This is a genomic window from Pseudomonas brassicacearum, assembly GCF_009601685.2.
In the GTDB taxonomy this organism is placed as follows: Bacteria; Pseudomonadota; Gammaproteobacteria; order Pseudomonadales; family Pseudomonadaceae; genus Aquipseudomonas; species Aquipseudomonas kilonensis_B.
The window spans coordinates 2080120-2105829 of record NZ_CP045701.2 but is presented as its reverse complement, the minus strand read 5'-3'; the positions used below and the strand labels follow the sequence as shown (position 1 = coordinate 2105829).

The window sequence follows — 25710 nt, the reverse complement described above, 5'->3', positions numbered from 1 at the left end:
TTGAACGCTGACCACTGGTTGGGCATTGACGTTTACCGTCGATGCTACGCCAATCCGCCAGGCACACCCGTCAACGCGATAGTCGGGGTCTGTAGGAGCATTCTGAAAATACAAACGCTCAATTCATACGCCCGTTTGATTTGGGTACGTCACCTTCACGGAATTTCCGACAATTGTCAATCGCCCTAAACACAGGCGTGAACGCGACTTCACGGTCATTTCCGTACCGTACGGATCCGCAACACGGCGCCGCATGAGCAGCTATTCATAGGATCAATAATTAGAAAAATCGCCCTAATTCCAGACATACCGGATCCAGCCGACTACGCTGTCGGGAGCGCGATTGAACATTTGGGAGTGAAGGGCGTTACGAACGCACGCCCTGGTACGCGTTTGATTACCGGCCTGCCTGGCCAACCCGCCCGATGAGACTGTCGGGCTTTTTTATGCCTGTAGGAGCTGCCGAAGGCTGCGATCTTTCGCTTGAGACTCAATGGCCCGGGTAAAGATCGCAGCCTCGCTCCGCTCGACAGCTCCTACGCAGCTAAATTCGCTCAGGCCAGCGCCTTGAGCGTGCTGGCAATGTCCTGCAAAACAGTGGCTTCGCCCTTCTCGCCCCAGTACAAGGCGATCATTTGCCGGTCGGCTTCGACCTTATAGACGTTGGCCGGCAATTTTTCGAAATGATTGAGCAGCGCCTCATCCTGGCAGACTTCCCGCCATTGGTTGACCCACACGCCCGGCGCGGTCTGCCAATAGCTCCAGGCCGCCGGTTCCTTGCCGCGCCGGGGCCGGTGGTACTGCGCGCAAGGGTTTGGCGGCTGCTGGCCGAGCCAGTGCGGCCACTCCTGCGGCGCCAGCTGCATGGCCAGGCCCAGGCGTCGTGCCTCCATGCGCAGGGCCATGCGACCGCTCTGAACACGGGACGGACGCAACCATGCCAAGGGGCTTAACACCACCAACAGGATTGACACCACTATCCAGACCGTCATATTCGTACTCCCGAATTCTGATGAGCCCATTGAGCCATGTCGCCGTCAATGCGCTTGAAACCAGCCATACTTACCGTATTGCAATTCTCTGGAGTGCTTCCCATGTACTACGAACACATTCTGGTCGCCGTCGACCTCACTGAAGAATGCGATCCGGTCGTCAAGCGCGCCCTCGCCCTTTGTGAAGGCCGGGACACCAAGCTTTCGCTGGTGCATATCGTCGAACCGATGGCCATGGCCTTCGGTGGCGACGTCCCCATGGACCTTTCCCAGTTGCAGCAGCAGCAATTCGACCAAGCCAAGGAACGCCTTGACCGACTGATCGTGAAATACCCTGCCCTGAAAAAGGAATTCAGCCACCTGACCTACGGCCAGCCGCGCCAGGAGATCCATCACCTGGCCAAGGAACAGGGTTGCGACCTGATTGTGGTCGGCAGCCATGGTCGCCACGGCCTGGCGCTGTTGTTGGGCTCGACCGCCAACGACGTGCTGCATGGCGCGCCCTGCGACGTGCTGGCGGTGCACCTGATCAAGCGCACATGACCCCTGAACCTGTGGGAGCAAAGCTTGCTCGCGATGAAGGCATCTCGGTCTGTCGAATGACCGCGTTATCGTTCATCGCGAGCAGGCTTTGCTCCCACAGGCTCACCCCTACAGGGGAATAGCGTTTCAAATAAAAATCCCGGCGCTCATCGCTGAGCGCCAGGATTTCTTACCTCAATGAATCAAGCGTCCAGTTCAGCCCAGCGCTCGAGCAGTGCGTCCAGCTCGGCCTGCAACTGCTCCAGCTGCGCGATGACCTTGGCGGTTTCGGCAGCAGGTCGCTGGTAGAAGCCGGCCTCAGCCATCTGCGCTTGCACCGCGGCGATCTGCTGTTCCTTCGCGTCGATATCACCCGGCAGCGCCTCCAGCTCACGCTGCAGCTTGTAGCTGAGTTTCTTCTTGGCCGGTGCCGGGGCCGCTGCGGCAGCTACCGGGGCCGGCTCGGCCTTGACCACGGCCGAATTCAGGTCGGCCTTGCCGGACTTGCTCTCGGTTACTCCCAGCAGACGCGGTGAGCCGCCCTGGCGCAGCCAGTCCTGATAACCACCGACGTATTCACGCACCAGGCCTTCGCCTTCGAACACCAGCGTGCTGGTGACCACGTTGTCGAGGAATGCCCGGTCGTGACTGACCATCAGCACAGTACCGTTGAAGGTCAGCAACACCTCCTCCAGCAACTCCAGGGTTTCCACGTCCAGGTCGTTGGTCGGTTCGTCGAGCACCAGCAGGTTCGCCGGCTTGCTGAACAACTTGGCCAGCAACAGACGGGCGCGCTCGCCCCCCGACAGCGCCTTGACCGGCGTACGGGCACGCTGGGGGCTGAACAGGAAATCACCGAGGTAGCTCAGCACATGGCGACTCTGACCGTCGATGTCGATGAAATCGCGACCTTCGGCCACGTTATCGATCACGGTCTTTTCCAGGTCCAACTGATGGCGCAACTGGTCAAAGTAGGCGACGTCGATCTTCGTGCCCTCCTCCACCTTGCCATTGGTCGGCACCAGGCCGCCGAGCATCAGCTTGAGCAAGGTGGTCTTGCCAGTGCCGTTGGCACCCAGCAGTCCGATGCGATCGCCACGTTGCAGGACCATGGAAAAGTCCTTGATCAGGAACGGGCCGCCCGGGTGCGCGAAACTCACGTTCTCAAGGACCATCACCTGTTTGCCGGACTTGTCAGCGGTATCCAACTGAATGTTGGCCTTGCCGGTGCGCTCGCGACGCTCACTGCGTTCCATGCGCAAGGCCTTGAGCGCCCGCACACGGCCTTCATTGCGGGTGCGACGCGCCTTGATACCCTGGCGAATCCAGACTTCTTCCTGGGCCAGTTTCTTATCGAACAACGCGTTAGCGGTTTCTTCCGCCGCCAGCGCCGCTTCCTTGTGTACAAGGAAGCTGGCGTAGTCGCCGTTCCAGTCGATCAGGCCGCCACGGTCCAGTTCAAGGATGCGGGTCGCCAGGTTTTGCAGGAAGGAACGGTCGTGGGTGATGAACAGCACCGCCCCCTGGAAGTCCTTCAAGGCTTCTTCAAGCCAGGCAATGGCGCCGATGTCCAGGTGGTTGGTCGGTTCGTCGAGCAGCAGCAGGTCCGGCTCGGAGACCAGGGCCTGGGCCAGCAGGACGCGGCGACGCCAGCCGCCGGACAACTCGGCCAGGGTCTTGTCGGCCGGCAGTTGCAGGCGGCTCAGGGTGCTGTCGACCAATTGCTGCAGACGCCAGCCGTCTCGGGCTTCAAGGTCGTGCTGCACGTGCATCAACTTGTCCAGATCGGCATCGGTGACGATGTTCTGGCTCAGGTGGTGGTACTCGGCCAACAGCGCGCCGACACCGTCCAGGCCTTCGGCGACCACGTCGAACACAGTCCGCTCGTCGGCCACCGGCAGTTCCTGGGGTAATTCGCCGATTTTCAGGCCTGGCGCGCGCCAGACCGAGCCGTCATCGGGCTTCTGATCGCCCTTGACCAGCTTCATCATGCTGGACTTGCCAGTGCCGTTGCGGCCGATGATGCACACCCGCTCACCACGGGCGATCTGCCAGGACACCTTGTCCAACAACGGCATCGCGCCGAAAGCAAGGGACACATCGCTGAATTTGAGCAGGGTCATGAGCTTCTCCAAAAACCGGGCGCGCATTCTACCTGAGATGAGGCCTCAGGGGTCCGCCAATTTCGCCACCGAAGCACTCTGCATGACAAATGTTGCGAACTTGCACCGACGGACCCGCAAAGCTTTCGCCAGCTGCTGGCAAAAGGCTAAGCTACAGACAGTTACCCTGGGTTACCCCTTGGGCTTGTCATGTTTTTTTTATGCCCGGATGTCTCATGCGCAGTCGCCTTTTCAGTGTTTTATCGTGTCTTTTTGTATGTGCCACTGCCGTTCAATCCGCGCAGGCGGTGGATATCTCCACTCAACGCCAATATTACGACGAGGCCAAGCGCGCCTTGGCCAAAGGTGATTCCGGTCCCTACTTTCGCTATAGCCAGGCCCTGCGCGATTATCCGCTGGAGCCGTACCTGGCCTATGACGAGCTGACCGCCCGCCTCAAGAGCGCCAGCAACGCCGAAATCGAGAAGTTCCTCGCCGAACATGGCGACCTGCCCCAGGCCAACTGGATGAAGTTGCGCTGGCTGCGTTGGCTGAGCGAACGCGGCGATTGGGAGACCTTCGTCAAGTATTACGACCCCAAGCTCAATTTCACCGAACTGGACTGCCTTAACGCCCAGTACCAGCTCAGCCATGGCTTGAAGGCCGAAGGCTATGCCAACACCGAAAAGTTGTGGCTCTCCGCCAAATCCCAGCCCCAGGCGTGCGATGCGCTGTTCGGCCTATGGGCCTCCCAGGGCCAATTGACCGAACAGAAACGCTGGGCGCGCGTAAAACTGGCGGCCCAGGCCCGCAACTTCCCGCTGGCCAACAGCCTGGTCAGCGGCCTGACCACCCTCGCCCCCCGTGGCAAGTTGCTGGTGGACGTGGCGCAAAAGCCCGATCTGCTCAACCAGCCTTCGCGCTTCAGCCCGGCCGATGAGCCGATGGCCGATATCGTCAGCCTCGGCCTGCGTCGCCTGGCCCGCCAGGATCCGGAAAAAGCCATGGCGCTGCTGGACGGCTATGCCAGCACCATGCACTTTTCCCGGGATGAAAAAGTGGCGATCGCCCGGGAAATCGGCCTGACCCTGGCCAAGCGCTTTGACAGCCGGGCCTTGGGCGTGATGACGAAATACGACCCGGAACTGCGCGATGACACCGTTTCGGAGTGGCGCTTGCGCCTGCTGCTGCGCCTGGCTCGCTGGGACGATGCCTACAAACTGACCCGCCGCCTGCCCGAGTCGCTGGCCAGCACCAACCGTTGGCGATATTGGCAGGCCCGCACGCTGGAGCTGGCACAGCCGCAGAACCCCGAGGCGCTGGAGCTCTACAAGCACCTGGCCCGGGAACGGGATTTCTATGGCTTCCTGGCCGCCGACCGTTCCCAGTCGCCGTACTCTCTGATCAACAAGCCACTGGTATTGAGCCAGGCGCTGATCAACAAGGTTTGCAATACGCCGGGCATACGTCGGGCCCTGGAGTTCCACGCCCGCGGAGACATCGTCGACGGACGCCGCGAGTGGTATCACGTCAGTCGTCATTTCAACCGGGACGAAATGGTCGCCCAAGCCAAACTGGCCTATGACCTGAAGTGGTATTTCCCGGCCATTCGCACCATCAGCCAGGCCAAATACTGGGACGACCTGGACATCCGCTTCCCGATGGCCCACCGCGACACCCTGGTGCGCGAGGCCAAGGTCCGTGGCCTGCATTCGAGCTGGGTGTTCGCGATCACCCGCCAGGAAAGCGCCTTCATGGACGACGCCCGCTCCGGCGTCGGCGCCACCGGCCTGATGCAACTGATGCCTGGCACCGCCAAGGAAACCGCGCGCAAGTTCAGCATTCCCCTGGCCTCGCCACGGCAAGTGTTGAACCCGGACAAGAACATCCAGTTAGGCGCGGCCTACCTGAGCCAGGTTCACAGCCAGTTCAACGGCAACCGCGTCCTGGCCTCGGCGGCCTACAACGCCGGCCCCGGTCGCGTGCGCCAGTGGCTGCGCGGCGCCGACCACTTGAGCTTCGATGTCTGGGTCGAAAGCATCCCATTCGACGAAACCCGCCAATACGTGCAGAACGTGTTGTCGTACTCGGTGATCTACGGTCAGAAACTCAACTCGCCGCAACCGCTGGTGGATTGGCATGAGCGGTATTTCGATGATCAGTGATTATTAGCGCAAGCTGTTGCTGAGAAGAAAAAGAAATGCCCACATCGAAAGATGTGGGCATTTTTTGGTCGGTTACTCGCTCCGACAGGGGATTCATGTGGACGCCATACCTAGTCGGTTGCCGCCTCCAGCCCCACATTGAACTGCAACGCCGCCAACCGCGCATACAGCGCATTGCTGGCAACCAGCTCCTGGTGAGTGCCCACGGCAACCACTTTGCCCTGGTCCATCACCGCGATCCGGTCGGCGTTTTTCACCGTGGCCAAACGGTGGGCGATGACCAGGGTCGTGCGGTTTTTCATCAGGCTGGGCAGGGCCTGCTGGATCAGGTGTTCGCTTTGCGCATCGAGGGCGCTGGTGGCCTCATCCAGCAGCAGGATCGGAGCGTCCACCAGCAACGCCCGAGCGATGGCCAGGCGCTGGCGCTGCCCGCCGGACAGGCCCAGGCCGCCGTCGCCCAGGTGGGTCTGGTAGCCGTCGGGCATTTTTTCGATGAAGTCGTGGGCGTGGGCGATCTGCGCGGCCTCACGCACCTGCTCGGACGTCGCTTGCGGGTTGCCGTAGCGGATGTTCTCTTCGACCGTGCCGAAAAACAGCGCCGGGTTTTGTGAAACCAGGGCGAAGTGGCGGCGCAGGTCCAGCGGATCGAGTCGAGTCAACGGCACATCGTCGATCAGGATCTGCCCTTGCACCGGATCGTAGAAGCGCAGCAGCAGGTCATACACCGTCGACTTGCCTGCACCGGAAGGCCCGACCAGGGCCAGGGTCTCGCCGGCCTTGATGGTCAGGTCGAGGCCGTCGACCGCATAACTGTCCGGTCGGGAGGGATAGGAAAAACGCACGCCTTCGAGGCGCAAATCGCCCCGGACTCGCTCCGGCAAGGTGACAAGGCCTGAAGCCGGCGGCTGGATGATGTTCTGCGAACGCAGCAACTCGGCAATGCGCTCTGCCGCACCCGCCGCCCGTTGCAGCTCGCCGATCACCTCGCTCAGCGTGCCGAAGGCGCTGCCGACGATCAGGCTGTAGAACACGAACGCTGCCAGCTCACCGCCGGAAATCCGCCCGGCGATGACGTCCATGCCCCCGACCCAGAGCATCACCCCCACCGCGCCCAGCACCAGCACGATCACCAGGGTGATCAGCCAGGCACGCTGGGCGATGCGCTTGCGGGCGGTGTCGAAGGCCTGCTCCACGGTCACGGAAAAACGTTGTTCATCCTGGACCTGATGGTTGTAGGCCTGCACGGTCTTGATCTGGCCGAGGGTTTCGGAGACGTAGCTGCCGACATCGGCAATGCGGTCCTGGCTCTGGCGCGACAAACTGCGCACCCGACGACCAAAGACCAGGATCGGCGCCAATACCAGCGGCAGGGCAATCACCACGATGCTGGTCAGCTTGGGGTTGGTGATGAATAGCAACACGATGCCGCCGACCACCATCAAGGCGTTGCGCAAAAACAACGACAGCGACGAACCGATCACCGATTGCAGCAAGGTCGTATCGGCGGTCAGCCGCGACTGGATTTCCGAACTGCGGTTGTTTTCGTAGAAGCCGGGGTGCAAGTACACCAGGTGGTTGAAGACCTGCCGCCGGATATCGGCCACCACCCGCTCGCCGATCCAGGACACCAGGTAAAAACGTGAAAACGTCCCGATCGCCAACCCGACCACCAGCACCATGAACAGGCCGATGGATTGATTGAGCAGATGCGGCGAGCGGGTCATGAAGCCCTGGTCCACCAGCAACCGGATGCCTTGGCCCATGGACAAGGTAATACCGGCAGTGACAATCAGAGCCAGCAAGGCGCCGGCGACCTGTTTGCGGTAAGGGGCGATGAAGCCACTGGCCAGGCGTATGGCACGGCGATGTCGGGAAGAAAGCATCAAGGGCATCCGATAATGCAGCAGGAAAAAGGCCGGCCAGCGACGCCAAAGCGTAGCGGAACCAAATTGAATCAGAATGAGTCAGGTTAAATATGACCACTACGACTAGTGGCTAGATGTTATCGGTCTAAAGTCCGGCTGGAAACGCAACTGTGTTTCTGATTGAGTGGAGATGTCGCCATGAACCTACAAGGAGTGTCATGGCTCGGTCACCTGGCGACATTAAAGTAGGCACACAACCTGATGAGGAGACAGGCCATGTCCTTGCAACACAGCAGCGACGACAAGATTCAAGTAATCCGCACGCAACCGGACCAGTCCCTGGGCTGCTCGTTCATCGATGCCCAAGGGCGCGAAGTACCGATCACCGAAGACATGATCCGCAAAGCCTGCAGCGAGCTGGAAAAACGACTGGTCAAGCCTGCCGAACAACAGTGATACAGCCCGTCTCGATTGGACCCGACCTTGATGTCGGGTTTTTTATGCCTGTTGATTTTGCAGGTTTTGGGCCAGGCTTTTGTGGCGAGGGAGCTTGCTCCCGCTGGGTTGCGAAGCAACCCCAGTTTCCAAAAAGCGACGACTGCTGCGCAGCCGGCGGGAGCAAGCTCCCTCGCCACAATAGCGCTCCGCGCTAGATGGCAGTGGCACCCAGCGCCGTCACGATCTGTTGCAAGACCGCCGACTGCCCGTCGATACAAACCTTCAAGCTGTCGATTTCCCGCCGTGGTGGATAATGCTTGCGCAAGGCATCGAACGCGCTGCGTTGTTCGCCGACCGTGCCCACCAGGCTGCGGCGAAAGTTCGCGTCGTCGCCACGGGGGTCGTACACGCTCCGACACAGCGCCGCCAACGCCCAGGCCGGGTCGGTTCCGGCGTCCAGGGTGATGCCACCCAGCCAGGGCCGAGGCAGCAGGTCGCTGAGGCTGACTTCAACCGGTCGCTCCAGGAAAGCGCACAAGGCCTGGTAGATCTGGGCAGTGCCACGCTGGCGGCCATCGAGGCTGTAACCGGCAATGTGCGGTGTGGCAATCACGCACAAGTCGGCCAGGTCCACATCCACGGTGGGCTCCTGCTCCCAGACATCCAGCACCGCTTGCAGGTCTTCGCGCTCCAGCAACACTTCGCGTAGCGCGGCATTGTCGATCACCGGACCGCGGGCCGCATTGATCAGCCAGGTCCCGGGCTTGAGCTGGTTCAGACGCGCTTCGTCGAACAGGTGCCAGGTCGGTTGCTCGCCGTCGCGGGTCAACGGTGTGTGCAGGCTGATCACATCGCACTGCTCGATGATCTGCTCCAGGCTCACATAGTCGCCCCCCTCGGCGGCCTGACGCGGCGGATCGCAGACTTTCACGGTCCAGCCCAGCCCCTTGAGCACCTCGATCAACCGCCCGCCCACCTGGCCGGCACCGACCACGCCGAAGGTGCGCTGCTTGAGGTCCGCGCCTTCGATTTCAGCCAGGGTCATCAGGCTGCCCAGTACATAGTCCACCACGCCACGGGCATTGCAGCCTGGCGCACTGGCCCAGCGGATACCGGCCTCGGCAAGATAGTCCAGGTCCAGGTGATCGGTGCCGATGGTGCAGGTGCCGACGAAGCGCACCTTGCTGCCTTCCAGCAGGGCCCGATTGACTTGGCTGACCGAACGCACCAACAGCACATCGGCTTGCTCAACCATCGTCCGGTCGATCCCCCGGCCCGGTACCCGGCGGATTTCACCAAAACCTTGGAAAAACGCATCAAGCAGGGGGATGTTTTCGTCAGCGACGATCAGCATGGCAGAGCTCCTTTGGCGGGAGGGGCAGTGTAGGCGTTCCGTTGAGCCTGTGCATTACCCGAAGCGAATGTTGTGGCGAGGGGATTTATGTGGGAGCAAAGCTTGCTCGCGATGCAGGCGCCTCGGTTCCCAAGGAGACCGCATCATCTTCATCGCGGGCAAGCCTTGCTCCCACAGGCGAAAGAACGATTACAAATCCACAACACAGGTTTTTTCCTGACCACTGCGTCAAGGCGTAGAATTCGCCGCCTTGCGCTTAACCTTTTCGGACGCTTGCCCTGTGAATCCTGTCATCGACGCCCCCACCACCACCCTCTCCCGCCCGGCACGGGTTCGCCTGGAACTCAGGACCCTGCTGGCCCTGGCGTTGCCGATCATGGTGGCGCAACTGGCAACCACTGCCATGGGGTTCGTCGATGCAGTGATGGCCGGCCGGGTCGGCCCACGGGACCTGGCGGCCGTGGCCCTGGGCAACTCGATCTGGGTGCCGGTGTTCCTGTTGATGACCGGCACATTGCTGGCAACCACGCCGAAAGTTGCCCAGCGCTTCGGCGCCGGTACGTTCGACGAAATCGGGCCGCTGGTGCGCCAGGCGCTGTGGCTGGCATTGGTGGTGGGGTTGATCGCGACGCTGGCGCTGCTCAGCGCCGAGCCGATCCTGCACATCATGAATGTGGACCCCGAACTGATCGGCCCATGCATGGAATACCTGCGGGGCATCGGCACGGGTCTGCCGGCCGTGGCGCTGTATCACGTACTGCGCTGCTTCAGCGACGGCCTGGGGCGCACGCGGCCGGCGATGGTGTTGGGGTTGTGCGGGCTGGCGCTGAACATTCCGCTCAATTACATCTTCATCTATGGGCACCTGGGCGTGCCCGCCATGGGCGGCGTTGGTTGTGGCTGGGCCACGGCCATCGTGATGTGGGTCATGGCCCTGGGCATGGCCGGTTGGGCCCGGTGGGCGCCGGCCTATCAGTCGAGTCGGTTGTTCAGCCGTTACGACTGGCCGCAATGGGCGGTCATCAAACGCCTGCTGGGCATCGGCTTGCCGATTGGCATTGCGGTGTTCGCCGAGTCGAGTATTTTCGCGGTGATCGCGCTGCTGATCGGCAGCCTCGGCGCCACGGTGGTGGCCGGGCACCAGATCGCCCTGAACTTCAGCTCCCTGGTGTTCATGATCCCCTACTCCCTGGGCATGGCCGTCACGGTGCGAGTCGGCCAGGCCCTGGGCCGTCGCCAGCCGCGCGAAGCGCGCTTCGCTGCTGGGGTGGGCATGGGCACGGCCCTGGCGTACGCCTGCCTGTCGGCGAGCCTGATGTTCGCACTGCGCGGGCCTATCGCGGCGATCTATACCGCCGATCCGGTGGTGATCGACGTGGCTTCGATGCTGATCGTCTACGCGGCGCTGTTCCAGTTTTCCGACGCGATCCAGGTCACGGCGGCAGGCGCGTTGCGCGGCTTCCAGGACACCCGGGTGACGATGATCCTGACCCTGTTCGCCTATTGGGGCATCGGCCTGCCGGTGGGTTACGCCCTGGGCCTGACCGACAGGCTCGGCGCCGCCAGCGGCCCGAGCGGGTTGTGGCAAGGCCTGATCGTAGGCTTGAGCTGCGCGGCGCTGATGCTGTCGATCCGCCTGGCACGCAGCGCGCGCAAGCAGATCCGCCTCAGCCGCTCGACGGGTTAAGCGAGTTTCTTGCGGATCCAGTAGAGGTAAGTGCCCGCTTCCTCCTGCTGGGCCACCAGTTCGTGGTCCAGGAACACGCAAAACTTGGGGATGTCACGGCGAGTCGAGGGGTCGGTGGCGATCACTTTCAGCAGCCCACCGGGAACCAGGTCGCGGATGTGCTGATGCAGCATCATCACCGGTTCCGGGCAATTCAGACCCGTGGCATCCAGCGTGCCGTCGACCGGCGTGTCGTTCATTTCACTCATGTTCTACTCCTGAAGCTGGCCGGCATTGTCGCGCAATGTCGGTTCTGAGCAAAGCCTGTGAACTCGCAAACATATGAAAGCAAAACGTGGAATAGCAGACATGTAAGAGTAAGCCTGTGGGAGCAAGGCTTGCCCGCGATGCAGGCACCTCAGTCTCCAGACCGCGTCATCGTTCATCGCGAGCAAGCTTTGCTCCCACAGCTTTGCTCCCACGGGGCTTTTTCGTGTCCAGCCGCCGCAGATGGCACGTCACTTCCTCGCGGTCGTGGTACAGCTGCTTGCAACCGATCTCGACCTTGATCCCCCGAGCCTTGAAACCCTCGGCAATGCGTTCGAGCAGGCGCTTGACCTCGGCATAACGCTGTTTCATCGGCAGCTTGAGGTTGACCACGGCCTCGCGACAATGGCCCTCGCCGATCCACTCTTCCAGCATCGCCGCGTTGCGCGCCGGTTTCTCGACGATGTCGCAGACCATCCAGTCCACCGGCTGCTTGGGCTTGAACGTGAAGCCGTCCGCCATCAGGTGCTGCACCAGACCGGTGTCCATCAGGCTTTCGGCCATCGGGCCATTGTCGATGGCTGTCACCAGCATGCCCCGGTTGACCAACTGCCAGGTCCAGCCGCCCGGCGCGGCGCCGAGGTCCACGCCGGTCATGTCGCTGTGCAGGCGCTCGTCCCACTGGTCCCGGGGGATGAAGTGGTGCCAGGCCTCTTCAAGCTTGAGGGTGGAGCGGCTCGGCGCTTCCCGGGGAAATTTCAGGCGGGGAATGCCCATGGGCCACATCGCCGAGTTATCGGATTCGGCCAGGCCCAGGAACACTTCGCGGCCGCTCTTGAAGGTCAGCAGCAGGCGCGGCTTGCGTGGGTCGTCCACCAGCTTGCCGGCGCCAATCAGCGCCTTGCGCAAGGGGCCTTCGAACTTTTTGCAGAAGTTCGACAGCTCCTTGCCGTCGTTGGTGTCCACCACCTCCAGCCACAGGCTGCCACAGGTCGGGAAAGCGGCCATGTGGGCCAGGATGACGCTGATGCGATCGGTTTCCGGCAAATCGATGAAAGTACCGCGCGCCCACTGGCGCGGAAAAATCAGTTCGGCGAAACGCTGGCCGCCCATCAGCCGCTCGGCGCCGTCGTCTTCGGTGCAGACAAACTCAGCGCAGGCACTGGCCGGTTTGGCCTTGGCGTAGCCGGCCACGTTGAGCCGGGCCGCGTGTTCGGCGATCTCGGAACAGACCTCGCCTTCGAAGCCCGGGCGGCAGTGCATGAAAAGCGTATTCATTGAAACTCCGTAGCAAAGCCTGTCACGAAAACCGCCGCATGATAGCGGACTTCGGAACCCCGAACCTGCCCATAGAGTCCAGTGATTAGTCATACGCTCAAAACAGGGCTAGGTTAAAGGCTCTGTCCGTTCCGTCAGTCCGTAGCCGTGCGGACTCAAAGGAGTGATTTCAATGCCGTCCCTCGATAGCCTGAAAACCCTTAAAACACTGCAAGTCGACGCCAGGACCTACCACTATTTCAGCCTGCCGGATGCCGCCCGAAGCCTGGGCGACCTGGACAAACTGCCCATGTCGTTGAAGGTACTGCTGGAAAACCTGCTGCGTTGGGAAGATGAAAAAACCGTCACCGGCACCGACCTCAAGGCCCTGGCCGGGTGGCTCAAGGAACGCCGCTCCGACCGCGAGATTCAATACCGCCCCGCCCGGGTGTTGATGCAGGATTTCACCGGCGTCCCCGCCGTGGTCGACCTGGCCGCCATGCGCGCCGCCATGGAAAAGGCCGGCGGCGATCCCCAGCGGATCAACCCGCTGTCGCCGGTGGACCTGGTGATCGACCACTCGGTGATGGTGGACAAATTCGCCAGCAGCCAGGCGTTCGAGCAGAACGTCGACATCGAAATGCAACGCAACGGTGAACGCTACGCCTTCCTGCGCTGGGGCCAGAGCGCTTTCGACAACTTCAGCGTGGTGCCACCGGGCACCGGCATCTGCCATCAGGTCAACCTTGAATACCTGGGCCGCACCGTGTGGACCAAAGAGGAAGACGGTCTCACCTACGCGTTCCCGGACACCCTGGTGGGCACCGATTCGCACACCACCATGATCAATGGCCTCGGCGTGCTGGGCTGGGGCGTCGGCGGGATCGAGGCGGAAGCGGCCATGCTCGGCCAACCGGTGTCGATGCTGATTCCCGAGGTCATCGGCTTCAAACTCGTCGGCAAGCTGCGCGAAGGCATCACCGCCACCGACCTGGTGCTGACCGTCACGCAGATGCTGCGCAAGAAAGGCGTGGTGGGCAAGTTCGTCGAGTTCTATGGCGACGGTCTTGCCGACCTGCCCCTGGCCGACCGCGCCACCATCGCCAACATGGCTCCGGAATACGGCGCCACCTGCGGTTTCTTCCCGGTGGACGAGGTGACCCTGGACTACCTGCGTCTGTCGGGAAGGCCGACGGAAACAGTGAAACTGGTGGAAGCCTATTGCAAGGCCCAGGGCCTGTGGCGCTTGCCCGGCCAGGAACCGGTGTTCACCGACACCCTGGAGCTGGACATGGGCAGCGTCGAAGCCAGCCTCGCCGGGCCGAAACGCCCTCAGGACCGGGTTTCGCTGCCGAACGTCGGTCAGGCTTTCAGCGACTTCCTGGGGTTGCAGGTCAAACCCACCCGCAAAGAAGAAGGTCGCCTGGAAAGTGAAGGTGGCGGTGGCGTCGCGGTGGGCAATGCCGACCAGGTGGGCGAAGCCGAATACGAATTCGAAGGCCACACCCATCGCCTGAAAAACGGCGCGGTGGTAATCGCCGCCATCACCTCGTGCACCAACACCTCCAACCCCAGCGTGATGATGGCCGCCGGGCTGCTGGCCAAAAAAGCCGTGGAAAAAGGCCAGACCCGCAAGCCCTGGGTCAAGAGTTCCCTGGCCCCGGGCTCCAAGGTGGTCACCGATTACTACAAGGCCGCCGGCCTGACCGAATACCTGGATAAACTCGGTTTCGACCTGGTGGGCTATGGCTGCACCACCTGCATCGGCAACTCCGGGCCGTTGCCGGAGCCCATCGAAAAAGCCATCCAGAAAGCCGACCTGACCGTGGCCTCGGTATTGTCGGGCAACCGCAACTTCGAAGGCCGGGTGCACCCACTGGTGAAGACCAACTGGCTGGCCTCCCCGCCGCTGGTGGTCGCCTATGCCCTGGCCGGCACGGTGCGCATCGACATCAGCAGCGAGCCGCTGGGCAACGACCGGGACGGCAAGCCGGTGTACCTGCGGGACATCTGGCCCAGCAGCCAGGAAGTGGCCGCCGCCGTGGCCCAGGTCAACACCAGCATGTTCCACAAGGAATACGCCGCCGTGTTTGCCGGTGACGAGCAATGGCAGGCCATCGAAGTGCCGCAAGCGGCGACTTACGTCTGGCAGGACGACTCGACCTATATCCAGCACCCGCCATTCTTCGACGACATCGGCGGGCCGCCACCGGCCATCAGGAACGTCGAGGGTGCCCGGGTCCTGGCCCTGCTGGGGGACTCGGTGACCACCGACCACATCTCCCCGGCCGGCAACATCAAGACGGACAGCCCGGCCGGTCGCTACTTGCGCGAACAGGGCGTGGAGCCGCGAGACTTCAACTCCTACGGTTCCAGGCGCGGCAACCACCAAGTGATGATGCGCGGCACCTTCGCCAATATCCGCATTCGTAACGAAATGCTCGACGGCGAAGAAGGCGGCAACACGATCTACATTCCCAGCGGCGAACGAATGCCGATCTACGACGCCGCCATGCTGTACCAGGCCACGGGCACGCCCCTGGTGGTGATCGCCGGCCAGGAATATGGCACCGGGTCGAGCCGGGACTGGGCCGCCAAGGGCACGAACCTGCTGGGGGTCAAGGCAGTGATCGCCGAAAGCTTCGAGCGCATCCATCGCTCCAACCTGGTGGGCATGGGCGTACTGCCATTGCAGTTCAAGCTCGACCAGAACCGCAAGAGCCTGAACCTCACGGGCAAGGAAACCTTGGACATCCTGGGACTCAATGACGTCGAACTGACGCCGCGCATGAACCTGCCCCTGGTCATCACCCGCGAGGACGGCAGCCAGGAGCGAATCGAAGTGCTGTGCCGGATCGATACCTTGAATGAAGTGGAGTATTTCAAGGCCGGCGGGATTCTTCACTATGTCTTGCGGCAGTTGATTGCCGGTTAAAGATAAGCACCCACTGGGAGCGAGCTTGCTCGCGATAGCGGTCGATCAGCCAATATCGATGTTGACTGACAAGTCCCTATCGCGAGCAAGCCCGCTCCCACAGCTTCTGCGGCTTACTGACCGTTATTAGCGTTTTAACAGGCGGTGTTTTTATATCAGCCTGCCTATAATCCCGCCGACGCTCACGGGACAGAGTCTGCCAACTGCTTGCTCTCCTGCGCATGAACCTGCATGGACGCAAATGTGCTCTTTGCGCGACACGGTGGCGTCGAACACCCGACGGCCGCCCTCGCCCAGAGCGCTCCTGCTAAAAGGATGCTGTATGCCTGCTTTACCCTGGCTTCACCTGGCCCTTCTCTCCACAGGCTACTGTCTGGCGCTGGTCTACGGCCATTTGGCCTGGACGGCGATCATCTCGGTCGCGCTGCTGTTGTTCGCCGGGTATGCGGTTCGCCAGCAGCAAACGCCGGTAGGCCAGTTTCTCGGGCATGCCTTGTTCCTGGTCATGGCCCTGGCACTGGCCCTGCATTGGATGCCTGGCTTCTTCAATGGGCGGGTGATCCCGGCGCAACGCCTGACCGACGATGCCGCGCCGTTTGCCATGTACCTGAACCAGGACAAGCCGCTGATCGGTTTCTGGCTGTTGCTGGCCTGCCCCTGGATCGTCGGCCGACGATCGTTGCGCCTGTCGGTCCTGGCCACGGCACAGGGCCTGGCATTGAGCGCGGTGCTGGCCCTCGGCGGGGCGGTGCTGCTGGGCATGATCCATTGGGCACCCAAATGGCCGGATCACGCCTGGATATGGGTGCTCAATAATCTTTTATTGGTGACGCTGGTGGAGGAAGCGCTGTTTCGTGGCTACATTCAGGGGGGCTTGAGCCGGCGCTTCAAACACCTGAATTACGGCGACAACCTGGCGCTGCTCCTGGCCTCGCTGCTGTTCGGCCTGGTGCACGCTGGCGCAGGTTGGCAATGGGTGTTGCTGTCGGGCCTGGCGGGGGTCGGCTACGGCCTGGCGTATCGTTTCGGCGGCCTGGGCGCGGCGATTGCCACGCATTTTTTCCTCAACCTGCTTCATTTCGCCCTATTTACCTACCCGATGCTGGCGTGATAGCGACAAGCAAAAATAACTTCAATTAAAACCTGACACCGCCGACAACCTTTCATAGCCTTTCAAAGCCTTGCGGATCTACACACCATGCGCAACAACCAACCCGTCACACAACGCGAAAGGACCTTCCCGGCCCAGCAACGATTGATTTCGACCACCGACGCCAAGGGCGTAATCACCTACTGCAACGACGCGTTCGTTGACATCAGCGGGTATTCGAAGGAAGAACTGATTCGTTCGCCGCACAATCTCGTGCGCCATCCCGACGTCCCATCCGCGGTGTTCGCGCACATGTGGGGTACGCTGAAACAAGGCTTGCCATGGATGGGCATCGTCAAGAACCGCAGCAAGAACGGTGACCATTACTGGGTCAACGCCTATGTCACGCCCGTGTTCGAGGGCAATCAGGTGATCGGCTACGAGTCGGTACGAGTCAAGCCCAGCGCCGAGCAGATCGCCCGCGCCGAAGCGCTTTATCAACGCATCAACCAAGGCAAGTCCGCGGTTCCGGGCAGCGACAAATGGGTGCCCATACTGCAGGACTGGCTACCGTTTATCCTGGTCAGCCAGTTGAGTTTCATCGTCGGCGCGTTCCTGGATTCCTCCTGGGGCTTCGCTCTGGCCGCCCTGCTGTCGGTGCCGCTGGGGCTCCTGGGCTTGCAATGGCAGCAGCGCGGGATCAAACGCCTGCTGCGCCTGGCCGAGCAAACCACGTCCGACCCGCTGATCGCGCGGATGTACACCGACAGCCGCGGCGTCCAGGCACGCCTGGAGATGTCGATCCTCAGCCAGGAAGCGCGCCTGAAAACCTGCCTGACCCGCCTGCAGGACACCGCCGAGCACCTCAACGACCAGGCTCGGCAGTCCAACACCCTGGCCCATGACAGTTCCAGCGGCCTGGAGCGCCAGCGGGTGGAAACCGAACAGGTCGCCACGGCCGTCAACCAGATGGCGGCAACGACCCAGGAAGTCGCCAGCCACGTGCAGCGCACCGCCGATGCCACCCAGGAAGCCAATCGCCTGACCAGCCGCGGCCGCGACATCGCCGGCGAAACCCGCGAAGCCATCGAGCGCCTGTCGGTGGTGGTCGGCGAGACCGGGCAGACCGTGACCCAGCTGGCCAAGGACAGCGACGAGATCGGTGGTGTGGTCGACGTGATCAAAGGCATCGCCGACCAGACCAACCTGCTGGCCCTCAACGCCGCCATCGAAGCGGCCCGTGCCGGGGAAATGGGCCGCGGCTTTGCCGTGGTGGCTGACGAAGTGCGGCAACTGGCACAACGCACCAGCGAATCCACCGGGCAGATCCACGCCCTGATCGCCAAGCTCCAGCAGACCGCCACCAACGCCGTGCAGACCATGGACGCCGGCCATCGCCAGGCCGAAGAAGGCGTGGCACGGGTCATGGAAGCGGACGAGGCGCTGGTGGGGATCAGCGAAGCGGTGGCCCATATCACCGACATGACCACCCAGATCGCCGCCGCCACCGAGGAGCAAAGCTCAGTGGCCGAGGAGATCAGCCGCAACATCAGCAATATCTCGGAACTGGCCGACCAGACCTCGGGCCAGGCCCACAGCTCGGCACTGCTGAGCGAAGAACTGACTCGAACGGCCCATACCCAGTACTCGTTGGTGGAGCGGTTTAACCGCTGACAGATGTCGGCCTGATCAAAAAACCCGGACAGCGAAAGCTTCCGGGTTTTTTGTTGCCTGATAGAGCGCTATCTCGAGCAAGCTCGCTCTCACACTGGATTTGTGGCGGTCACCCCGCCTGTGGGAGCTTGCTCGCGACGATGCCGGAATACCTGCCAGAAACCCGCCGAAGAAACTCAGCCATCTTATTCGCCGCCACCTGTCAGCTCTGACAGTAGACAGCAACCCCCACGACCTTACCCTGCGAAAGCCAGTAAGACATTTTAATGCGAGGCAACTAACAGAGAGGGACTCACATGAACAGTCAAAGTTTTTTCATTCCCAAAGAAAAGACCCTGAAAGCCACAGGAAACTCATTTATCTGGAACCTCGGCACAGGTCCCGTCAGCGCCGAAAGCACATTGTTTTACCTGCATATATATCCACCCACGGGAGAGAAGAGTTGGTCCCTTAGCGGAAGCACCGGCTCGGGTCCCGAGGAGAACTTCTTCCTTTTCGGTTTTGCAATTCCCTACGTCAGCGATGAAATTATGGATGCCAGCTACACAATGGAAGGCGGACTCACGTTTCATCACATCCACTCGATCCCCGCACCGCCCGGTTTCTATGGCTTTCAGACGGTCAGTGCAGATAAAGCAGAACTAACCATCCGGCTCGACCCTATCAAAGGAACAGCCAAGGGCGACTTCAGCGCCCTCTTCAAAACTGATGGTTATCGACTGAACCCGACAGGGACATTTGATTTAATCCTCGGTGAATAAAAATACTCATGCAAAGAGGCAAATCCTTTGCCGCAAACAGGTTCCCCCTCATGACTTTATTTACCCTCTGGGGAGCCTGTTAGGCCGAGACAAACACTTCACTCCCGAATAAGAAACCCAGCCACTTTTTGCGCCGCCGCCTCCAGATGCTGCTCATGACTAAACCCCGAAGCCTTCAGCGGCTTCAAATCATGATCGCCCGACGCCAGCCACAACACCTCGATGCTCGGTGACAAGGCATACCCCTGCACCGCCTCCCGATTGCCCAACGCATCGCGCTCGCCCTGGACGATCAAGGTCCGGGTTTTCAACGCCGCCAGATGCTCGACCCGTGGCTTCTGCGGCTTGCCCACCGCGTAGAAGGGATAGCCCAGGCACACCAGCGCATCGGCGCCCAGCTCATCGGCCAGCAGGCTCGCCATGCGCCCGCCCATGGATTTACCCCCCACGGCCAAGCGCCCAGCGACATAAGGCCGCACCGTGGCGTACACCTCACGCCAGCATTCCAGCAGCTTAGGTGCCGGGTTGGGTGGCCGCTTGCCCCCATCCAGGCGCCGCTGGGCCATGTAGGGAAACTCGAAGCGCAACACGTTGACGCCCTGTGCGCCAAGGCGCGCGGCCATTTGTTCCATAAAGCCACTGTCCATTGGCGCACCGGCGCCATGGGCCAGGATCAGGGTGGGTGCCCTGGCGCTGGCGACCGATTGCCCGGCTGTCCACAACCAGCCGTGTTCGGCCACACATCGCGCCCATTGATCCCCGTCAATACTGGCCTTGTGCTGTTTGTCCATGCTGACCTCGCTTTTAGTCTGCCTATAACTCCAGGCGAAGAACGCCGCACTGCCTTGCGCAGGCGCTACTTCGGCTGAACCGTGGATGGGGAACCATGAACACTTCTATCAGTACCGCCTACAACTACAAGGTGGTCCGCCAATTCGCCATTATGACGGTGGTGTGGGGCATCGTCGGCATGGGGCTCGGGGTTTTTCTCGCCGCCCAATTGGTCTGGCCACAACTCAACTTCGATTTGCCCTGGACCAGCTTCGGCCGCCTGCGCCCGCTGCACACCAACGCGGTGATCTTCGCTTTCGGCGGCTGCGCCCTGTTCGCCAGTTCGTTCTACTCGGTGCAACGCACCTGCCAGACTCAGTTGTTCGCGCCGAAAATCGCCGCGTTCTGCTTCTGGGGCTGGCAACTGGTGATCCTGCTGGCGGCCATCAGCCTGCCACTGGGCTACACCAGTTCCAAGGAATACGCCGAGCTGGAATGGCCGATCGATATTCTGATCACCATCGTCTGGGTCGCCTACGCCATCGTGTTCTTCGGCACATTGGCAAAGCGCAAGACCAAGCACATCTACGTCGGCAACTGGTTCTTCGGTGCGTTCATCATCACCGTGGCGATCCTGCACCTGATCAATAACGCCGAATTGCCGGTGAGCTTCACCAAGTCCTACTCGGCCTATGGCGGTGCAACCGATGCGATGGTGCAGTGGTGGTACGGCCACAACGCCGTGGGCTTTTTCCTCACCGCGGGCTTTTTGGGGATGATGTATTACTTCGTGCCGAAACAGGCCGAGCGCCCGGTGTACTCCTATCGCTTGTCCATCGTGCACTTCTGGGCGTTGATCACCCTGTACATCTGGGCAGGTCCCCACCACCTGCACTACACCGCGCTGCCGGACTGGGCACAGTCACTGGGCATGGTGATGTCGCTGATCCTGCTGGCACCGAGCTGGGGCGGCATGATCAACGGCATGATGACCCTTTCGGGCGCCTGGCATAAGTTGCGCAGCGACCCGATCCTGCGGTTTTTGGTGGTGTCCCTGGCGTTCTACGGCATGTCGACCTTCGAAGGTCCGATGATGGCGATCAAGACCGTCAACGCCCTCTCCCACTACACCGACTGGACCATCGGCCACGTTCATGCCGGCGCCTTGGGCTGGGTGGCAATGGTGTCCATCGGCGCGCTGTATCACATGATCCCGAAAATCTTCGGTCGCGAGCAGATGTACAGCATCGGCTTGATCAATGCGCACTTCTGGCTCGCGACCATCGGCACCGTGCTCTACATCGCCTCGATGTGGGTCAACGGCATCGCCCAGGGCCTGATGTGGCGTGCAATCAACGACGACGGCACGCTGACCTACTCCTTCGTCGAAACCCTGGTGGCCAGCCACCCAGGCTTCGTCGTGCGGTTGGTGGGCGGGGCGATCTTCCTCAGCGGCATGCTGCTGATGGCCTACAACACCTGGCGCACCGTGCAGGCTTCCCAGCCTGCCGAAGCCGCCGCTGCCGCGCAGATGGCCTGAGGAATCCACCATGAAACACGAAACAATCGAAAAAAACGTCGGCCTGCTGATGCTGCTGATGGTCCTGGCCGTGAGCATTGGTGGCCTGACCCAGATCGTGCCGCTGTTCTTCCAGGACGTGACCAATAAACCGGTGGACGGCATGAAGCCCTACACCGCCCTGCAACTGGAAGGTCGAGACATCTACATCCGCGAAGGCTGCGTCGGCTGCCACTCGCAGATGATCCGTCCGTTCCGCGCCGAGACCGAGCGCTACGGCCACTACTCCGTTGCCGGCGAAAGCGTCTGGGACCACCCATTCCTGTGGGGCTCCAAGCGCACCGGGCCGGACCTGGCACGGGTCGGCGCGCGCTACTCCGATGACTGGCACCGCGCCCACTTGTACAACCCGCGCAACGTCGTGCCCGAATCGAAAATGCCGGCCTACCCATGGCTGGTGACCCAGGCAGTAGACAGCAGCCACACCGAAGGCAAGCTGCGCGCCATGCGCACCCTGGGCGTGCCGTACACCGACGACGACATCATCGGTAGCGTGGCCTCGCTCAAGGGCAAGACCGAAATGGACGCGCTGGTGGCCTACCTGCAAGTGCTCGGCACTGCCATCAAGAGCAAGAGGTGAGCCATGGTTCTTGAAATGAGTACTGGAATGATCCGCGGCCTGGGCACGGTCGTGGTGTTCGTGGCCTTCATTGGCCTGACCCTGTGGGTATTCAGCAGCAAACGTCGTCCAGAGTTCGCCGAAGCGCGCCTGTTGCCGTTCGCCGACGAGCCACCTGCCGACATCGCCACCCCCCAAGACCCTGCAACAAGGAGTACCCGGCCATGACCACCTTCTGGAGTACGTGGATCTGCGTACTGACCATCGGCAGCCTCATCGGCCTGACGTGGCTGCTGATCGGCACCCGCAAGGGCGAGACCAAGGGCAGCGTCGACCAGACCATGGGCCACAGCTTCGACGGCATCGAGGAGTACGACAACCCGCTGCCGCAGTGGTGGTTCCTGTTGTTCGCCGGCACCCTGGTGTTTTCCGTCGGCTACCTGGTCCTCTATCCAGGCCTGGGCAACTGGAAAGGCATCCTGCCGGGCTACGAGAACGGCTGGACCGGCGCCCATGAATGGGAAAAGGAAATGGCCAAGGCCGACGCCAAGTTCGGGCCGATCTTCGCCAAATTCGCCGCCATGCCCGTGGAAGAAGTGGCCAAGGACCCACAGGCCTTGAAGATGGGTGGCCGCCTGTTCGCCTCCAACTGCTCGGTCTGCCACGGCTCGGACGCCAAGGGTGCCTTCGGCTTCCCGAACCTGGCCGACAGCAACTGGCGCTGGGGCGGCGCTGCCGACACCATCAAGACCACCATCATGGGCGGCCGCATGGCGGCGATGCCGGCCTGGGGCGAGGTCCTGGGAGAGGCCGGGGTCAAGAACGTGGCCGCGTACGTACGCCACGACTTGGCCGGCCTGCCTCTGCCGGCGGACAGCGGTGCCGACCTGCAAGCCGGCCAGCAGGCCTTCAACACCACCTGCGTCGCCTGCCACGGCGCCAACGGCCAAGGGACCGAAGCCATGGGCGCGCCGAACCTGACGCACCCAGCCGGTTTCATCTACGGCACCAGCCTGGCACAGTTGCAACAGACCATTCGCCATGGTCGCCAGGGCCACATGCCGGCGCAGAATGAGTTGCTGGGCAATGACAAAGTGCAATTGCTCGCCGCTTACGTCTACAGCCTGTCTCACGGCACCGGCACCGAGCGTCTGCAAGCTGAAAGCAAAAGCGAATAAATCCTGACCACACCAACAGCCGCATTCATCTGGATGCGGCTGTTCCGTGCCCCTGCGCGACGCATTGTCGCACCCTCCCATAGTCTTTCTTTCGGTTCCCCGGATTCGGGTCTAAGCTTGCCGTTGCATGCGCTGGCGACTGCCGGTTTCAGGTCCACCCGACCCGATGCGTTCGACAATCGTTCGTCAAAAAGGCCGCAAAGGCAGGTGAATACCGGCTGTTGCGACAGTTGCCTGGCATCACCCGAACGCTGTGTTTGAACACACCCCGTTACAACCGACCTGACCCCCTCGCCTCTTTCCTTCGTTGCGACAATTTGCCGTGGGCGATTTTTGTCCCTACACCGAACATGGAAAGGCCGCAGAATCAGCTTTGGAAAGCATTGACCCAGGTCATGGCGCGTTGCAATGACCCCCCGCTTTCTCCATACTTGCGACCGATTTTTATCCTAATAAAACACCCAAACCGTGGAACCTTAGAATGAGCACAGCAATCAGTCCGACTGCTTATAACTATAAGGTAGTCCGCCAGTTCGCCATCATGACGGTGGTCTGGGGGATCCTTGGCATGGGGCTCGGTGTCTTCATCGCCTCGCAACTGGTCTGGCCGGAGTTGAACTTCGATCTGCCATGGACGACATTTGGACGCCTGCGCCCGCTGCACACCAACCTGGTGATCTTCGCCTTCGGTGGTTGTGCATTGTTTGCCACTTCTTACTACGTCGTGCAGCGAACCTGCCAAACGCGACTGATTTCCGACAGCCTCGCGGCCTTCACCTTCTGGGGTTGGCAAGCCGTGATCGTCGGCGCGATCGTAACCTTGCCACTGGGTTACACCACCACCAAGGAATACGCAGAGCTGGAATGGCCCCTGGCTATCCTGCTGGCCATCGTCTGGGTGACCTATGCGCTGGTGTTCTTCGGCACCATCGTCAAGCGCAAGACCAAGCACATCTACGTCGGTAACTGGTTCTACGGTGCCTTCATCCTCGTGACGGCCATGCTGCACATCGTCAACCACGCCTCCCTGCCGGTCAGCTTCTTCAAGTCGTACTCGGCCTATTCGGGCGCGACCGATGCGATGATCCAGTGGTGGTACGGCCACAACGCCGTGGGCTTCTTCCTGACCACAGGCTTTCTGGGGATGATGTACTACTTCGTGCCGAAGCAGGCCGAGCGTCCTATCTATTCCTATCGCCTGTCCATCGTGCACTTCTGGGCGCTGATCACCCTGTACATCTGGGCAGGTCCCCACCACCTGCACTACACCGCACTGCCAGACTGGGCGCAGTCCCTGGGCATGGCGATGTCGATCATCCTGCTGGCGCCAAGCTGGGGCGGCATGATCAACGGCATGATGACCCTGTCGGGCGCCTGGCATAAGCTGCGCACCGACCCGATCCTGCGGTTCCTGGTGGTGTCGTTGGCGTTCTACGGCATGTCGACCTTCGAAGGCCCGATGATGGCCATCAAGACCGTCAACTCCCTGAGCCACTACACCGACTGGACCATCGGCCACGTACACGCTGGTGCGCTCGGCTGGGTTGCGATGATTTCCATCGGCGCCATCTACCACATGATCCCGAAACTGTTCGGTCGTGCGCAGATGCACAGCACCGGCCTGATCAACGCGCACTTCTGGCTCGCGACCATCGGCACCGTGCTCTACATCGCCTCGATGTGGGTCAACGGCATCACCCAAGGCCTGATGTGGCGTGCAATCAACGACGACGGCACCCTGACCTACTCGTTCGTCGAAGCCCTGCAAGCCAGCCACCCGGGCTATATCGTCCGAGCCCTGGGCGGCGCGTTCTTCGCCAGCGGCATGCTGTTGATGGCCTACAACGTGTACCGCACCGTTCGTGCCTCTGACCCGGCTGAAGCTGAAGCCGCCGCCAAGATCGCCGTAGTTGGAGCTCACTGATGAAGCACGAAGCCGTAGAGAAGAATATCGGCCTGCTGGCCTTCTTCATGGTCATCGCCGTGAGCATCGGCGGCCTGACCCAGATCGTTCCGCTGTTTTTCCAGGACGTGACCAACAAGCCGGTCGAAGGCATGAAGCCACGTACCGCCCTTGAACTGGAAGGTCGCGACATCTACATCGCCAACGGTTGTGTCGGCTGCCACTCGCAGATGATCCGTCCGTTCCGCGCCGAGACCGAGCGCTACGGCCACTATTCGGTGGCCGGTGAAAGCGTCTGGGACCACCCGTTCCTGTGGGGTTCCAAGCGTACCGGTCCGGACCTGGCCCGTGTTGGCGGCCGCTACTCCGACGACTGGCATCGTGCGCACTTGTACAACCCGCGCAACGTGGTGCCTGAGTCGAAAATGCCGGCCTACCCGTTCCTCGTAGAAAACAAGCTCGACGGCAAAGACACCGCCAAGAAAATGGAAGTCCTGCGCACCCTGGGCGTGCCTTACACCGACGAAGACATCGCCGGTGCCAAGGATGCCGTCAAGGGCAAGACTGAAATGGACGCGCTGGTGGCCTATCTGCAAGGCCTGGGCACCATCATCAAAAGCAAACGGTGATTT

At 61.6% G+C, this 25710-nt stretch carries 21 protein-coding genes; 14 read left to right on the top strand and 7 right to left on the bottom strand.

All coding sequences use genetic code 11. The features are described from left to right. Positions 1–554: 554 nt before the first annotated feature. Positions 555–992: a hypothetical protein gene (locus GFU70_RS09185; RefSeq protein WP_058544630.1), complete on the bottom strand. Its 438-nt coding sequence runs from the start codon at positions 990–992 to the stop codon at positions 555–557. 102 nt (positions 993–1094) lie between these two features. On the opposite strand from GFU70_RS09185, the gene GFU70_RS09180 reads away from it, so the two are divergent. After that, a complete protein-coding gene (locus tag GFU70_RS09180; RefSeq protein ID WP_058544629.1) occupies positions 1095–1535 on the top strand; it encodes a universal stress protein in 441 nt (146 codons plus the stop codon). Positions 1536–1717: 182 nt separating this feature from the next. Here the strand turns inward: GFU70_RS09180 and GFU70_RS09175 are convergent, their stop codons facing one another. Next, on the bottom strand, positions 1718–3637 hold the full coding sequence (locus tag GFU70_RS09175; protein WP_058544628.1) for an ATP-binding cassette domain-containing protein: 1920 nt from the start codon (positions 3635–3637) through the stop codon (positions 1718–1720). Positions 3638–3852: 215 nt separating this feature from the next. Between GFU70_RS09175 and GFU70_RS09170 the strand changes: the two genes are divergently transcribed. Further along, a complete protein-coding gene (locus GFU70_RS09170) occupies positions 3853–5781 on the top strand; it encodes a transglycosylase SLT domain-containing protein (RefSeq protein ID WP_153387906.1) in 1929 nt (642 codons plus the stop codon). A 110-nt stretch (positions 5782–5891) separates the two neighbouring features. Here GFU70_RS09170 and GFU70_RS09165 read toward each other — a convergent pair whose 3' ends face one another. Continuing rightward, the gene (locus GFU70_RS09165; protein ID WP_165826041.1) at positions 5892–7673 is read right to left on the bottom strand and encodes an ABC transporter transmembrane domain-containing protein; all 1782 of its coding nucleotides are present in this window, start codon (positions 7671–7673) and stop codon (positions 5892–5894) included. A gap of 249 nt (positions 7674–7922) precedes the next feature. Between GFU70_RS09165 and GFU70_RS09160 the strand changes: the two genes are divergently transcribed. Continuing rightward, positions 7923–8102 (top strand): PA1571 family protein, encoded by a 180-nt coding sequence (locus GFU70_RS09160; protein ID WP_153387905.1) that lies wholly within the window; start codon positions 7923–7925, stop codon positions 8100–8102. Between the two features lie 193 nt (positions 8103–8295). Here GFU70_RS09160 and pdxB read toward each other — a convergent pair whose 3' ends face one another. Further along, positions 8296–9438 carry a 4-phosphoerythronate dehydrogenase PdxB gene (gene pdxB / locus GFU70_RS09155; RefSeq protein WP_058544624.1) on the bottom strand — a complete coding sequence of 381 codons (1143 nt, stop codon included), beginning with the start codon at positions 9436–9438 and terminating at the stop codon, positions 8296–8298. Between the two features lie 280 nt (positions 9439–9718). Here pdxB and GFU70_RS09150 point away from each other — a divergent pair, with 280 nt between their 5' ends. Further along, positions 9719–11125 carry an MATE family efflux transporter gene (locus GFU70_RS09150; RefSeq protein WP_319017039.1) on the top strand — a complete coding sequence of 469 codons (1407 nt, stop codon included), beginning with the start codon at positions 9719–9721 and terminating at the stop codon, positions 11123–11125. Here the strand turns inward: GFU70_RS09150 and tusA are convergent. Continuing rightward, positions 11122–11373, bottom strand: a complete 252-nt coding sequence (tusA, locus tag GFU70_RS09145) for a sulfurtransferase TusA (protein ID WP_014339369.1) — start codon at positions 11371–11373, stop codon at positions 11122–11124. The two genes, GFU70_RS09150 and tusA, sit on opposite strands and share 4 nt — an antisense overlap. 166 nt (positions 11374–11539) lie before the next feature. Next, entirely contained in the window at positions 11540–12649 is a 1110-nt protein-coding gene (gene rlmM / locus GFU70_RS09140) for a 23S rRNA (cytidine(2498)-2'-O)-methyltransferase RlmM (protein WP_018608570.1), read from the bottom strand. A gap of 172 nt (positions 12650–12821) precedes the next feature. Between rlmM and acnA the strand changes: the two genes are divergently transcribed. From acnA to GFU70_RS09120, 4 genes are all read left to right on the top strand, one after another. Further along, entirely contained in the window at positions 12822–15563 is a 2742-nt protein-coding gene (acnA, locus tag GFU70_RS09135; protein WP_153387904.1) for an aconitate hydratase AcnA, read from the top strand. Between the two features lie 322 nt (positions 15564–15885). Next, complete coding sequence (locus GFU70_RS09130; protein ID WP_116642833.1) at positions 15886–16674, top strand: CPBP family intramembrane glutamic endopeptidase; 789 nt, start codon at positions 15886–15888, stop codon at positions 16672–16674. Between the two features lie 87 nt (positions 16675–16761). Beyond that, a complete protein-coding gene (locus tag GFU70_RS09125) occupies positions 16762–18327 on the top strand; it encodes a methyl-accepting chemotaxis protein (protein WP_058544620.1) in 1566 nt (521 codons plus the stop codon). Between the two features lie 296 nt (positions 18328–18623). After that, positions 18624–19088, top strand: coding sequence for a hypothetical protein (locus GFU70_RS09120; RefSeq protein ID WP_116642834.1), 465 nt, complete (start codon positions 18624–18626; stop codon positions 19086–19088). Positions 19089–19186: 98 nt separating this feature from the next. On the opposite strand, the gene GFU70_RS09115 is transcribed toward GFU70_RS09120, so the two are convergent. Continuing rightward, on the bottom strand, positions 19187–19879 hold the full coding sequence (locus GFU70_RS09115; protein ID WP_153387903.1) for an alpha/beta family hydrolase: 693 nt from the start codon (positions 19877–19879) through the stop codon (positions 19187–19189). A 95-nt stretch (positions 19880–19974) separates the two neighbouring features. Here GFU70_RS09115 and ccoN (GFU70_RS09110) point away from each other — a divergent pair, with 95 nt between their 5' ends. The 6 genes from ccoN (GFU70_RS09110) (at position 19975) to ccoO (GFU70_RS09085) (ending at position 25707) form a co-directional block, all read left to right on the top strand. Further along, complete coding sequence (ccoN, locus tag GFU70_RS09110) at positions 19975–21399, top strand: cytochrome-c oxidase, cbb3-type subunit I (protein ID WP_057452412.1); 1425 nt, start codon at positions 19975–19977, stop codon at positions 21397–21399. A 10-nt stretch (positions 21400–21409) separates the two neighbouring features. Beyond that, positions 21410–22018, top strand: a complete 609-nt coding sequence (ccoO, locus tag GFU70_RS09105) for a cytochrome-c oxidase, cbb3-type subunit II (protein WP_153387902.1) — start codon at positions 21410–21412, stop codon at positions 22016–22018. A 3-nt stretch (positions 22019–22021) separates the two neighbouring features. Further along, positions 22022–22225: a cbb3-type cytochrome oxidase subunit 3 gene (locus tag GFU70_RS09100; RefSeq protein WP_058544618.1), complete on the top strand. Its 204-nt coding sequence runs from the start codon at positions 22022–22024 to the stop codon at positions 22223–22225. Next, the gene (gene ccoP / locus GFU70_RS09095; RefSeq protein ID WP_058544617.1) at positions 22222–23175 is read left to right on the top strand and encodes a cytochrome-c oxidase, cbb3-type subunit III; all 954 of its coding nucleotides are present in this window, start codon (positions 22222–22224) and stop codon (positions 23173–23175) included. The genes GFU70_RS09100 and ccoP overlap by 4 nt, the downstream gene beginning before the upstream one ends. Before the next feature lie 481 nt (positions 23176–23656). After that, positions 23657–25099: a cytochrome-c oxidase, cbb3-type subunit I gene (gene ccoN / locus GFU70_RS09090; RefSeq protein ID WP_058544616.1), complete on the top strand. Its 1443-nt coding sequence runs from the start codon at positions 23657–23659 to the stop codon at positions 25097–25099. Beyond that, positions 25099–25707 carry a cytochrome-c oxidase, cbb3-type subunit II gene (gene ccoO / locus GFU70_RS09085; protein WP_003199605.1) on the top strand — a complete coding sequence of 203 codons (609 nt, stop codon included), beginning with the start codon at positions 25099–25101 and terminating at the stop codon, positions 25705–25707. The genes ccoN (GFU70_RS09090) and ccoO (GFU70_RS09085) overlap by 1 nt, the downstream gene beginning before the upstream one ends. Positions 25708–25710: the final 3 nt, after the last annotated feature.

Coding starts and splice junctions, on each gene's coding strand:
- rlmM (WP_018608570.1), bottom strand. CDS start 12,649: ATGAATACGCTTTTCATGCACTGCCGCCCGGGCTTCGAAGGCGAGGTC.
- GFU70_RS09165 (WP_165826041.1), bottom strand. CDS start 7,673: ATGCCCTTGATGCTTTCTTCCCGACATCGCCGTGCCATACGCCTGGCC.
- GFU70_RS09130 (WP_116642833.1), top strand. CDS start 15,886: ATGCCTGCTTTACCCTGGCTTCACCTGGCCCTTCTCTCCACAGGCTAC.
- GFU70_RS09115 (WP_153387903.1), bottom strand. CDS start 19,879: ATGGACAAACAGCACAAGGCCAGTATTGACGGGGATCAATGGGCGCGA.
- tusA (WP_014339369.1), bottom strand. CDS start 11,373: ATGAGTGAAATGAACGACACGCCGGTCGACGGCACGCTGGATGCCACG.
- pdxB (WP_058544624.1), bottom strand. CDS start 9,438: ATGCTGATCGTCGCTGACGAAAACATCCCCCTGCTTGATGCGTTTTTC.
- GFU70_RS09120 (WP_116642834.1), top strand. CDS start 18,624: ATGAACAGTCAAAGTTTTTTCATTCCCAAAGAAAAGACCCTGAAAGCC.
- GFU70_RS09185 (WP_058544630.1), bottom strand. CDS start 992: ATGACGGTCTGGATAGTGGTGTCAATCCTGTTGGTGGTGTTAAGCCCC.
- GFU70_RS09100 (WP_058544618.1), top strand. CDS start 22,022: ATGGTTCTTGAAATGAGTACTGGAATGATCCGCGGCCTGGGCACGGTC.
- GFU70_RS09160 (WP_153387905.1), top strand. CDS start 7,923: ATGTCCTTGCAACACAGCAGCGACGACAAGATTCAAGTAATCCGCACG.
- ccoP (WP_058544617.1), top strand. CDS start 22,222: ATGACCACCTTCTGGAGTACGTGGATCTGCGTACTGACCATCGGCAGC.
- ccoN (WP_057452412.1), top strand. CDS start 19,975: ATGAACACTTCTATCAGTACCGCCTACAACTACAAGGTGGTCCGCCAA.
- ccoN (WP_058544616.1), top strand. CDS start 23,657: ATGAGCACAGCAATCAGTCCGACTGCTTATAACTATAAGGTAGTCCGC.
- acnA (WP_153387904.1), top strand. CDS start 12,822: ATGCCGTCCCTCGATAGCCTGAAAACCCTTAAAACACTGCAAGTCGAC.
- ccoO (WP_003199605.1), top strand. CDS start 25,099: ATGAAGCACGAAGCCGTAGAGAAGAATATCGGCCTGCTGGCCTTCTTC.
- GFU70_RS09125 (WP_058544620.1), top strand. CDS start 16,762: ATGCGCAACAACCAACCCGTCACACAACGCGAAAGGACCTTCCCGGCC.
- ccoO (WP_153387902.1), top strand. CDS start 21,410: ATGAAACACGAAACAATCGAAAAAAACGTCGGCCTGCTGATGCTGCTG.
- GFU70_RS09180 (WP_058544629.1), top strand. CDS start 1,095: ATGTACTACGAACACATTCTGGTCGCCGTCGACCTCACTGAAGAATGC.
- GFU70_RS09170 (WP_153387906.1), top strand. CDS start 3,853: ATGCGCAGTCGCCTTTTCAGTGTTTTATCGTGTCTTTTTGTATGTGCC.
- GFU70_RS09175 (WP_058544628.1), bottom strand. CDS start 3,637: ATGACCCTGCTCAAATTCAGCGATGTGTCCCTTGCTTTCGGCGCGATG.